The 11,951-nt window shown below is 67.3% G+C and carries 8 protein-coding genes and 1 tRNA gene; 7 read left to right on the top strand and 2 right to left on the bottom strand.

Features of this window, described 5'->3' with window-relative positions; genetic code table 11:
• Nucleotides 1–1,179 (bottom strand): homoserine O-acetyltransferase MetX, encoded by a 1,179-nt coding sequence (metX, locus tag AC1DS0_RS13390; RefSeq protein WP_476814817.1) that lies wholly within the window; start codon nt 1,177–1,179, stop codon nt 1–3.
• A gap of 155 nt (nt 1,180–1,334) precedes the next feature.
• Here metX and AC1DS0_RS13395 point away from each other — a divergent pair, with 155 nt between their 5' ends.
• The 6 genes from AC1DS0_RS13395 to AC1DS0_RS13420 all read left to right on the top strand — a co-directional run bounded on the left by AC1DS0_RS13395 (nt 1,335) and on the right by AC1DS0_RS13420 (nt 5,845).
• Nucleotides 1,335–2,168, top strand: coding sequence for a chorismate mutase (locus AC1DS0_RS13395; protein WP_476814818.1), 834 nt, complete (start codon nt 1,335–1,337; stop codon nt 2,166–2,168).
• 23 nt (nt 2,169–2,191) lie between these two features.
• Complete coding sequence (hisC, locus tag AC1DS0_RS13400; protein ID WP_476814819.1) at nt 2,192–3,301, top strand: histidinol-phosphate transaminase; 1,110 nt, start codon at nt 2,192–2,194, stop codon at nt 3,299–3,301.
• Complete coding sequence (locus AC1DS0_RS13405; protein ID WP_476814820.1) at nt 3,298–4,242, top strand: prephenate/arogenate dehydrogenase family protein; 945 nt, start codon at nt 3,298–3,300, stop codon at nt 4,240–4,242. The genes hisC and AC1DS0_RS13405 overlap by 4 nt, the downstream gene beginning before the upstream one ends.
• A gap of 117 nt (nt 4,243–4,359) precedes the next feature.
• Nucleotides 4,360–4,435: transfer RNA gene (locus tag AC1DS0_RS13410), tRNA-Thr, on the top strand.
• A 165-nt stretch (nt 4,436–4,600) separates the two neighbouring features.
• On the top strand, nt 4,601–4,894 hold the full coding sequence (locus tag AC1DS0_RS13415) for an Arm DNA-binding domain-containing protein (RefSeq protein ID WP_476814821.1): 294 nt from the start codon (nt 4,601–4,603) through the stop codon (nt 4,892–4,894).
• 12 nt (nt 4,895–4,906) lie between these two features.
• Nucleotides 4,907–5,845 carry a tyrosine-type recombinase/integrase gene (locus tag AC1DS0_RS13420; protein ID WP_476814822.1) on the top strand — a complete coding sequence of 313 codons (939 nt, stop codon included), beginning with the start codon at nt 4,907–4,909 and terminating at the stop codon, nt 5,843–5,845.
• A 279-nt stretch (nt 5,846–6,124) separates the two neighbouring features.
• On the opposite strand, the gene AC1DS0_RS13425 is transcribed toward AC1DS0_RS13420, so the two are convergent.
• Entirely contained in the window at nt 6,125–6,958 is an 834-nt protein-coding gene (locus tag AC1DS0_RS13425) for a helix-turn-helix transcriptional regulator (RefSeq protein WP_476814823.1), read from the bottom strand.
• A gap of 341 nt (nt 6,959–7,299) precedes the next feature.
• Between AC1DS0_RS13425 and AC1DS0_RS13430 the strand changes: the two genes are divergently transcribed.
• On the top strand, nt 7,300–11,951 hold a 4,652-nt coding region (locus AC1DS0_RS13430; RefSeq protein WP_476814824.1), incomplete at its 3' end, for an autotransporter domain-containing protein.

Genomic DNA, 11,951 nt, shown 5'->3' on the forward strand with positions numbered 1-11,951 from the left:
TCAGATTCCCCTGGCCCGCGCCGCCGCGCCGATGAAGCCGCGCGTCGTCGCGAACAGGTTGGGCTCCTCCAGCAGGAAGGCGTCGTGGCCCTTGTCGCTTTCGAGCTCGACGAAGGAGACCGAGGCGCCGGCTGCGTTGAGCGCATGCACGATGGCGCGCGAGTCGGTGGTCGGGAACAGCCAGTCCGAGGTGAAGGACGCGACGCAAAAGCGTGTCCTAGTCCCAGCGAAGGCCTTCGCCAGCACGCCGTCATGATCGTCGGCGAGGTCGAAATAATCCATCGCCCGCGTCACATAGAGATAGGAATTGGCGTCGAAGCGCTCGACGAAGCTGATGCCCTGGTAGCGCAGGTAGCTTTCGACCTGGAAATCCGCGTCGAAGGTGAACGTCGGCGCGCTGCGCTCCTGCAGCTTGCGGCCGAATTTGCGGTGCAGTGCCGGCTCTGAGAGATAGGTGATGTGCGCACCCATGCGCGCCACCGAGAGCCCTTTCGAAGGCCTCGTGCCTTCGTCGAGATAACGCCCCTGGCGCCAGTCCGGATCGGCCATCACCGCTTGGCGGCCGACCTCGTGGAAGGCGATGTTCTGGGCCGAGTGCTTGGCTGCGGTGGCGAGCGGCAGGGCGCTGAACACCCGTGTCGGATAGCTCGCCGCCCATTGCAGCACCTGCATCCCGCCCATCGAGCCGCCGGCGACGCAGAACAGGCTGTCGATCCCGAGCGAGTCGACGAGATGCGCCTGCGCCCGCACCATGTCGCGGATCGTCACCATCGGGAAGGACAAGCCCCAGGGCTTGCCCGTCGCGGGATTGGTCGAGGCCGGGCCGGTCGTGCCCATGCAACCGCCAAGGACATTGGCGCAGATGATGAAGAAGCGGTCGGTATCGATCGGCTTGCCCGGCCCGATCATCGCCGTCCACCAGCCGCCCTTGCCGGTGACCGGGTTGCGGCTCGCGACATATTGGTCGCCGGTCAGGGCGTGGCAGACCAACACAGCGTTGGAGCGCGCCGAATTGAGCTCGCCATAAGTCTGGTAGGCGATCTGCCAATGCTCCAGCGTTGCGCCGGAATCGAGTTGCAGGGCCTTGTCCGGCCCGAACCGGGCGAGCAGGCTCGACGGCTGATTGGCTTCGGCCAGCGGGTCGGCGAGAGGTTCGGGAGCTTGCGTCCGGTTCGGCATTCGGATTTGTCTTGTCGTCCGGTCCGTTCGTAATAGCGGACATTACCGATGGCGCGGCTCTTCCCGTCTGTCAACGCAGCGATGCGTTGCGAACGCTTTGCCAAGCCCCTCGGTGACCGCTAAGAGACCGGCACGATTAAAGAAGTCTGGCCATCATGACGCAAGCCGCCCCGACCACGCTCGCCGACCTGCGCAGCGAGATCGACCGCATCGATGCGGCGATGCACGGCCTGCTGATGGAACGTTCGCAGATCATCGAGACGCTGATCGCGATCAAGAAGACGCAAGTGTCCGGCTCGGCCTTCCGCCCTGGCCGCGAGGCCGACATGATGAAGCGCCTGGCGCTGCGCCATCAGGGCCTCCTGCCGCTCGACACGGTCGAGAGCATCTGGCGCATCATCATCGCGACCTTCACCTTCGTGCAGGCGAACTACTCTGTTCATGCCGACATCTCGGGCGGCGATGCGGCGATGCGCGACAGCGCCCGCTTCCATTTCGGATTCACCGTGCCGTTCGTCACGCATGAGGATGCCCGCGCCGTGATCAAGGCGGTGGCGGACTCGGCCGGCGATCTCGGCATCTTCCGCATGGATCTGGGCGCCAGCGCCGGCGTCTGGTGGCGCGACCTGATCGGCCCCGCCCAGCCCAAGATCATCGCGCGCCTGCCCTTCATCGAGCGGCCCGACCATCCGGCCGGCACGCCGGTCTACTGCATTGCCAAGCCCCTGACCGACGCCGCCGTGCGCGAGATCGTGCTCTACGCCGCCCGCGTCGAGCGCTGGTCGGAGCCGCTGCGCCACGGCCTTGCCCAGCATCTCGCCGAGGTCTCGGCCAGCGCCGCCGACGGCTCGCATCTGGCGCTGCTGGTGGCCGCGTCCGGTGAGACCCCGGTCGAGGCCATCCGCAGCGCACTCGAACCCGCGGGCCTCAAGGAGCTGACCGAGATCGGCAGCCACGCCGCCCGCTTCGCCTTCAAATCCGTCCGCTGATCACTCCTTCAAGGTCCAGCCCCATGGCTCTGCCCGCTCCTCGCCCCGTCCCGCGTCCCGGCGTCCTCGACATCGAGGCCTATGTCCCCGGCAAGTCCTCGGCTCCGGCCGGCGTCAAGCTGCACAAGCTTTCCTCCAACGAGACCCCGCTCGGCCCGAGCCCGAAGGCGATCGCGGCCTATGGCAACCTCGCCGGCAAGCTCGAACTTTATCCGGATGGGTCCGCGACGAAGCTGCGCGAGGCCATCGCCGGCCGCTACGGGCTCGACGCCAACCGCATCGTCTGCGGCACCGGCTCGGACGAATTGCTGCAGCTGATCACCAAGGTCTATCTCGGCGACGGCGACGAGGGCGTTTTCACTGAGCACGGCTTCCTCGTCTACAAGATCGCGATCCTCGCCGCCGGCGGCAAGCCGGTGATCGTGCCCGAGACAAACCTCACCGCCGATATCGACGCGATCCTCGCCGCGGTGACGCCGCGCACCAAGATCGTCTTCCTGGCCAACCCCAACAACCCGACCGGCACCTATCTGCCCTTCGACGAGGTCAAGCGCCTGCAGGCCGGCTTGCCCGCCCATGTCCTGCTCGTGCTCGACGCGGCCTACGCCGAATATGTCCGGCGCAACGACTACGCCTCGGGCCTCGAACTGGTCGCGACCAGCGAGAACGTCGTGATGACGCGCACCTTCTCGAAGATCTATGGCCTGGCGAACCTGCGCCTCGGCTGGGCCTATGGTCCCGCCCACATCATCGATGCGCTGAACCGCACCCGCGGCCCCTTCAACGTCAACGGTGCCGCGATCGAGGCCGGCGTCGCCGCGATCGCCGACGAAGCGCATATCTCTGCCGCGATCGAGCACAACGACAAATGGCTGGCCTGGACCACGGCCGAGCTGGAGAAACTCGGCCTCACCGTCACGCCTTCGGTCGGCAACTTCCTCCTGATCCATTTCCCGGCGGCCGCCGGCAAGAGCGCCAAGGAGGCCGACGCCTTCCTGACCCAGCGCGGCCTGATCCTGCGCTCGGTCGCATCCTATGGCTTGCCCGACGCATTGCGCATGACCATCGGCAGCGAGGAGGCCAACCGCCTCGTCCTTGCCGCCCTGGCCGAGTTCCTGGGCAAGGCCGCGTGAGCGCGCCCGAGAGCTTCGCGCCGCGCCGCGACGAGCCGCTCTTCGGGCGGCTCGCCATCATCGGCATCGGCCTGATCGGTTCCTCGATCGCGCATGCCGCGAAGGAGCTCAATCTCGCCCGCCATATCGTGCTGAGCGACGCCGACGCCGATGTCCGCCGCCGCGCCCGCGAGCTCGATCTCGGACATGAAATCGCCGAGAGCGCGGTCGAGGCCGCGCGCGACGCCGACCACATCGTGCTCTGCGTGCCGGTCGGCGCCTGCGGTGCGGTCGCGGAGGAGATCGCCGGCGTGCTGAAAGCCGGCGCGATCCTGTCGGATGTCGGCTCGGTCAAGCATGCGGTGGTCGAGGCGGTGAGCCCGCATCTGCCCGAGGGCGTGTATTTCGTGCCGGCCCATCCGGTCGCCGGCACCGAGAATTCCGGCCCTGATGCAGGCTTCCCCAGCCTCTTCCTCAACCGCTGGTGCATTCTGACGCCGCCGCCCGGCACGGATGAGGCCGCGATCGCCCGCACCCGCCAGTTCTGGGAGGGCATGGCCGCGATCGTCGAGGTGATGGGCTCGCAGCACCATGACCTCGTCCTCGCCATCACCAGCCACCTGCCGCATCTGATCGCCTACAACATCGTCGGTACCGCCGAGGATCTGGCGGCGGTGACGCAGTCGGAGGTGATCAAGTTCTCCGCCGGCGGCTTCCGCGATTTCACCCGCATCGCGGCGAGCGACCCGACCATGTGGCGCGACGTCTTCCTCGCCAACAAGGAGGCGGTGCTGGAGATGCTCGGCCGCTTCAACGAGGATCTCGCGTTGCTCACCCGTGCCATCCGCTACGGCGACGGCGAGACCTTGCACAAGCATTTCACCCGCACCCGCGCCATTCGCCGCGGCATCGTCGCGCTTGGCCAGGAGAAGCCCGAGACGGAGAAGCTGAAGAAGGGCTGAGGGGGCGGGCGGGTTAGTGCCTCCGCGGGATTCCCACAGCCGGGCACCAATTCCGTGCTTTCGGCGGGCTAGTCTGCCTTGTCAAAACGGGGTCGGGCTGATACAGCCCCACCCGTCGCCGCAATAGCTCAGCTGGTAGAGCACCTCATTCGTAATGAGGGGGTCGGGGGTTCGAATCCCTCTTGCGGCACCACCCCTACATTCGCCGGCATCCGCGACCGCCCAAAAAAGGGCGGTTTTTTGTTGGTTTTAGCTATGTTTCGTGCCGTTGGCCGCCGGATGCGTTCGTTGACAGCCACGCAGATTGTTGGCCTCTCTGTTGGCCTAGCCACTGAGGCCAACAACGCGAGGCCAACACATGCCGCTGTCCGATGTTGCGATCCGCGCTGCCAAGCCTGCGGTGTCCGTGCAAAAACTCTCCGATGGAGGAGGCCTCCAGCTTTGGCTTATGCCCAATGGCGCGAAGCTCTGGCGGCTCGCCTATCGCTTTGCTGGGAAGCAGAAAAAACTGGCCATCGGTCCTTATCCCGCAATCGGACTTTCCGAGGCGCGAGCTAAGCGCGAGGAAGCCAAGGCGCACTTGGTCGCCGGCCGTGATCCTTCAATCCAGAAGCAGGCCGAAAAGGCGCTGGCGCTGGAGGTGCAGGGCTAGACTTTCGCCAAGGTGGCTGCCGAGCTTCTGGACAAGAAGCGGCGGGAAGGCAAAGCGGCCAACACGCTCGCAAAGCTCGAATGGCTGTATGGGCTGGCAGATGCGTCGATTGGCGATCGGCCGGTGACGGAAATCACGGCTGCGGAAGTACTGGTTGTGCTGCGGAAGGCGGAAGGCAAGGGCCGGCTCGAAACCGCCAAGCGCCTTCGCGCCGTCATCGGCGAAGTCTTCCGCTACGCTATCGCGACTGCACGCGCCGTCAACGATCCGACCTTCGCCCTTCGCGGCGCAATATCCGCTCCGGTGGTGAAGCATCGCGCGGCGATCACTGATCCGGTGCAGCTTGGCGGACTGATGCGCGCCATCGACGGTTTCAACGGTCAGCCATCGACCAATGCGGCGCTCAAGCTAATGGCGTATCTCTTCCCTCGCCCCGGCGAACTGCGGCTGGCCGAATGGCGGGAATTCGACCTCGCCAAGGCGGTTTGGACGATCCCCGCCATCCGCACGAAGATGCGCCGTGAGCATCGTGTGCCGTTGCCGCGTCAGGCGCTGGCGATCCTGAAGGACCTCCAGCCAATCACTGGTGGTGGCCGGTTGGTTCTGCCCGGCTATGGTGTCAGCGGTGGCGAAGGCCGAAAGGTGGAACAGCGGCCGATATCGGAAAATACGATGAACGGCGCCCTTCGACGGATGGGCTTTGACCAAGATGAAATGTCGTCGCACGGCTTCCGGGCCGCCGCCTCGACGCTTCTGAATGAGAGCGGCAAATTCTCTGCCGACGCCATCGAAAGGGCGTTGGCGCATCAGGACCCGGACGCTGTGCGGCGCGCATACGCGCGTGGGGAGCATTGGAAGGAACGGCTCACGATGGCGCAATGGTGGGCCGATCAACTCGACGCATGGCGCGATGGCGCGAAGGTGATTTCCTTCGGGCCGAAGGCAGGATGAACCCACGTCAGTAAGCAAGGTTTTCAGAAGCTAACCTTCCGAACGTCCGCAACGGGGCGATTCCGGTCCTGACGCGGCTACGCAGCGGAGGTCCGCTTTCGATACCCGAGGTCCGCTCCTGGCGCGAGACTGCCTCAAGGTGCGCGGCCGCCGCAGATGACCGGGTTGGGTGGAATGCCGAAGTTCGGAGGGCGTCTCTCGGATGTCGCGATCGCGCCAATAGCGGACCTTCGGGCATCGCCCGGAACCAGACATTTCTGATGGCATCAAGCCGTGGCCTTACGGAAGCTCGCTTGCTTCTCGGCTATTCCCGCGGCCGCTCCAGGCGTCCAGATCGAGCCTCCATAGCGGCGGAAGCTTTGCGAATGGCGGCACGGTGTGGGCGATGGCTATCGTCGCGCGGCGATTGTCCGAATCAATCTTGCCATAGACCGCCTTGACATGGGCTTTGACGGCATCGATGCCGATGCCGAGGATGATCGCGATCTCCTCGTTCGACTTTCCGGATGCGATCAGCGAGGCGACCTCGAGCTGCCGCGGCGTGAGGTCGGGAAAGGCGAGCCGCAGCCGCTCGGCCGGCGTGAGCATGGCGAGCGTGCGCTCCTGCGCCTGCCGGTAGCTGCGCAGCATGTGCGGGCGGAAGGCTTCGAGCCTGTCGCGCTCCTCGTCGCTGAAAGCGTGGCGACCGAGGACGCGATGGCCGACGACAGTCACGACATAGTGCTCATGCTGCAGGACGACGGCCATCATGCGGCGCGCGCCCGATGGCAGGAACGCCTCCCTGGCGATCGGCAGCGCCAGGAACTCCTCGTCCGTGAAGAAATCCGATTCTCGCAGCGCCCGCTCGCCGAAGAAGGCCGGATCGTACTGCCAGAACGGATGCGAGTGCATATGGCAGGCGAAGGCCTGCATGGCACGAGCCCGCTTCTCGGGCTCGTCCTCGACCGAGACCATCGAACGGAAATCGCGGCTCGGATGATGGAACTCGGAAAAGCTCACCACCTCCGCATCGATCAGGCGGCCGATGCCGGCGAAGAGAAGGCCAGGCAGGCTGAGCAAGTCCGGCTGAGCCTCGTAGAGGGCAATGATCTCGTTCCTCAGGTCGCCGTCCATGGTCCCTTGGTCTCGTCGCGCCCGAAACCCAGGCAGGAGCGTCCGGCGACCATGCTCTAGCGGCGATCGGTGGGGTATGCGTTAAAGTGGGAACCTGCATCTTCTGCATTGCATGGCGCCGGCCATACCCTTTCGGGTAGTGGGCGAGCCGCGATTCGCCTGAGATATTGGCGACAGACTCGGCAGTCGCGAGCGGCGGCGCGACGAGGAAACCGCTGCAGGTCCACCTGCAGGTTGTGTCGCCGTCCGGGGGGACTCTCGTGACATCCGTTCTCGTTGCCGAGGCTGGGAAGCCATCTGCCACCCGGCTCCGCTCGCGCCTGTGCGCGGGGACGGCGCTCGTGCTCCTATATACGTCGCTCGCTGGCCCGGCGCTGGCCGAAGGCGGCACGGGCGGCCACATAAGCCTCAGCATGCTCGGCGGTAGTGGCGGCGGTGACAATCCCGATATCGCCGGCGGCGCGGGCACCCCGGGGATGGATGGCATAGGGGCGGCTTCCGGCGGCGGCGGCGGCGGTGCCGGTGCCGGAGCTGGCGGTGCGGGGGGCGCGGGCGGCACGAGCCCCACCAACACCGGCGGCGACGGCGGCGACGGTGGCGTGCACGGCTATGTTGGCCTGGTCCTGCCAGGCATCGGTTCGAGCGGCACTGCCGGAGGCGACGGCGGGGCCGGCGTCCATCACGCCGGAGCGCTCAACGCTGGCGGCGGCGGTGGCGGCGCAGGTGGCTATGGTGCTGTGGTGACAGGCCCCGGCAATGTCGGGGCGATCGCTTTCACCGTCACAGGCGGCAATGGCGGCGATGGCGGCAACGGGCTCGGATTCGGCTCCGGTGGGTCCGGCGGCTCGGGCGGCACGGGTCTGCTCTTCACGGTCGGCAGCTCCTCGTTGGCCCTCAGCGGAACCGGGACCATTCGGGGCGGTGACGGCGGGGCCGCCAGTGGCGGAGGCATCCTTCCCGGCGCGGCCGGCGCGGGCGGCGAGGGCATCGTCGGCTCGAACCTGACAATCGTCACGGCAGGCACGATCGCAGGCGGCATGTCCGGCAACGGCACCAGCCAGGCCGCGGCGCTCCATTTCACCGGCGGCGTCAACACGCTCACCTTCCTCAATGCCAGCAGCGGCCTCTCCGGCGGCATCGTCATCGACAGCGGCTCGCTGGTCTTCAACCAGCCGACCGCGGTTACGGTCGGCAACGTCATCAGCGGCGGYGGCATCGTGCACAAGCAGGGCAGCGGCACGGTGACGCTGACGGGCACGAACACCTATACCGGCGGCACGACGCTCACCGCGGGCAAGCTCGCGGTCTCCCGGGACGCCAATCTCGGCGCGAGCTCGGGTGGCCTCCTGTTCAATTCCGGCACCTTGCAGGTGACGTCGAGCTTCTCGACGTCACGGACGGCGGAACTCCTCCTGGCCGGTACGGTCGAGGTGGATTCCGGCCAGACCTTCACGATGAATGGTGTCGTCTTCGGCGTCGGCAATCTGACCAAGACCGGAACCGGCACGCTGGCCCTCACCGCGACCAACACCTATTTCGGCACTACGACGATCTCGGAAGGCACGATCCAGATCTCGTCCGATGCCAATCTTGGCGGCGCGGGCGGACCCCTTACGCTGAACAATGCGACGGTCGTCGGCGGGGCCGGGACCGGGGCCGATGCGGTGCTGCACACGACGGCGAGCTTCACGAGCGGGCGGAACATCGCCTTCAGCAATGGCGGGGGGCGGATCGAGACCGATACGGGCACGACGCTGACGCTCACCGGTTCGATCACAACAACGGGCAGCGCCAGCTTCATCAAGCAGGGCGCCGGCACGTTGGTGCTGACCGGCGACAGCTCGGCCGGCTACATTGGCCGTACCTGGGTGAACGAGGGCACGCTGCGGATCGAGGGTGGCGGCAAGCTCGGCAGCAACAGCTTCAGCGGTCAGGCCTATATCAGCAACGGCGCCACCGCGATCGTCACCGGCCTGGCTTCGAGCTGGGAGACCAATGGCCAGATGCGGGTCGGCGAGCATGGCTCGGGCACGCTGCGCATCGAGGCCGGCGGCTCGGTCAAGAGCGGCAACGGCTCGGGCAATGTCGGCATCGTCGGTGGCGGCGGGAACAGCTCGGTGACGATCACCGGGACCGGCTCGCAATGGTTCGGCAACGGCACGCAGCTCTATGTCGGCTATTCCAATGCCGGCACGCTGACGGTCTCGGCCGGCGGCAGCCTGAAGCTCGGCAGCGCCGGCGACGGCACGATCGTCGCCGGGCTCTCCGCCGGCGGCGCCGGCGGCACGCTCAACATCGGCGCCGCCGAAGGCAGCGCCGCCGCGGCGGCGGGCGACCTGCTTGTCGGGACCGTCTCGCTGGTGGCGAGCGCCAGCCAGCTGGTCTTCAACCACACCAGCAGCAACTACAACTTCACGCCGGTGATCAGCGGAGCCGGCTCGGTGCGCCAGGTCGCCGGAACGACCGTCCTCACCGGCACCAACACCTATACCGGCGGGACGACGATCCTGGGCGGCGTGCTCAGCATCTCCAAGGACAGCAATCTCGGCAGCACCTCGGGAACGCTGACGCTGGACGGCGGCGTGCTGCAGGTAACCGGGACGACGCCGACCACGCTCGCGCGCAACATCGTCCTCGGCAGCAATGGCGGCGGCTTCGACATCGTCGAAGCGGGCAATGCCGTCACCGTGACGCAAGGCTTCTCGGGCAGCGGCGCCTTGTCCAAGTCCGGCGCAGGCACCTTGGTGCTGACTGGAGCGCACAGCTATTCCGGCGCGACGACGGTCACTGGCGGGACGCTGCGTGCCGGCCAGGCGGGCTCCTTCTCGGGGGGCTCGGCCTTCACGCTGTCCAGCGGGACGACGCTCGATCTCGACGGCTTCGATCAGACGGTCGGCTCGCTCGCCGGTGCTGGCGCGGTCAGGCTCGGTGCCGGCACGTTGACCGCGGGCGGCAACAACGCGTCGACGAATTTCTCGGGATCGATCACCGGCACCGGCGGCCTCACCAAGATCGGTAGCGGAACACTGGAGCTGTCGGGCACCAACACCTATTCCGGCGCGACCAGAATCCAGCAGGGCCGGCTCTTCGCCGCCAATGCTGCAGCGCTGTCCACAGCCTCCGACTATACCATCGCCGGCGGCGCGGCGCTTGAGATCACCGACTTTCCCGGCCTGATCGCGGTGGTCGGCTCGATCGCGGGTGCCGGCTCGGTCCAGATCGGCACCGGGTCGACGCTGAAGGCGGGCGGCAGCAATGCCTCGACCAGCTTCTCGGGCAAGATGGAGGGCAGTGGCAGCCTGACCAAGACCGGTACGGGCACGCTGACACTGACGGGTACCAGCACCTATACCGGCGGCACGACGGTCTCGTCCGGCAAGCTGGTGGTGAACGGCTCGATCACCAGCACTGTCACGCTGGACGGCGGCACGCTCGGCGGCTCCGGCACGATCGGCACGCTCGCCGTCGCCAATGCCGGCACAGTCGCGCCCGGCAACTCGATCGGGACCTTGACCGTCTCCGGCAATGTCTCGTTTGCGAGCGGCTCGACCTATCAGGTCGAGATCAACGCGGCTGGGCAGAGCGACAGGATCGTGGCGTCCGGTTCGGCGACGATCTCGGGCGGCACGGTGCAGGTTCTGGCCGAGAGCGGCAACTATGCAGCGTCGACGAACTACACGATCCTGACGGCCTCGGGCGGGGTCAGCGGAACCTTCACGAGCGTCACCTCGAACCTGGCCTTCCTGACACCGTCACTGAGCTATGGCGGCACGAACGTCACGCTGACCATGACCCGCAACGACACCTCGTTCGGACCGGGCGATGGCGGCAGCTCGGGGGGTAGCAGCTCCGGTGGCAGTTCCGGCAGCAGCGGCGGCACCTATATCGCCCAGAGCCGCAACCAGGGCTTCATCGCGATCGCGGCGGAGCGGCTGGGTGTTGGCAATCCAGTCTATGACGCGCTGATCTCGGCGACGGCGGAGGAGGCGCGAACCGGCTTCGACCTGCTCTCGGGCGAAGCGCATGCCCAGGCGGTCAGCGTGATGATCGACGAGAGCCGGCTGGTGCGCGACACCATTCTGGGCCATCTGCGCGGCCCGTTGCTGACACAGGCGCCCGGTCAGGTCGCGGCCTCGTTCACCGCCGACCTGCCTGGCCGCAAGGGCGCGATCGTCATGCCAGCGCCGGTTCCGCAGGCGCGCTATGCCTTTTGGGGCACGGCCTTCGGCAGCACCGGCAACACCGATGGCGACGGCAATGCCGCGAGCATGAGCCGCCGCAGCGGTGGCGCCCTGCTCGGTGCCGATTTGATGCTCTATGACGCGCCGGGTTCGTCGCTGAAGGTCGGTGTCGCCGGTGGCTACAGCCAGTCGCGCTTCGACCTCGATGCCCGCCTCTCCACCGGCAAGCTTGAGAGCGGCCATGCCGCGCTCTATGCCGGGGCCCGCTTCGGCCAGCTCAGGCTCGATGCCGGCGCGGCTCACACATGGTCGGAGAGCGACATCCGCCGCCAGGTCCAGATCCGCGGCCTCGGCGACCTGCTGCGCCTGCAGCGTCCGGGCTCGGTGACGCAAGGCTTCGCCGAGCTCGGCTACGGCTTCGCCTTCCAGGGCTTCGCGCTGGAGCCCTTCGCGCAGCTCGCCTTGATCCGCGTCAGCACCGACGCCGGCACCGAGCGCGGCGGGGCGGCGGCCTTGCGCGTGCTCTCCTCCGACCAGACGCTGGGCTTCACCACGCTGGGCCTGCGGGCCGAGGCGCAGATCGGGGCGATGCCGCTGTTCGCCCGGGCCATGCTCGGCTGGCGCCACGGTTTTGGCGAGCTCACCCCGCAAGCCCGGACCGCCTTCGTCGCCGGCACCACCCCGGCCACTGTCTTCGCCGCCAGGATCGATCGCGAGGCACTTGTGGCGGGAGCCGGCCTCGACTGGCGCATCTCGCAGGCCACCGCGCTCGGCCTGACCTACTCCGCGACAATCGGCGAGCGCTCCAGAGA

Source organism: Allobosea sp. P4_H5, assembly GCF_056400825.1.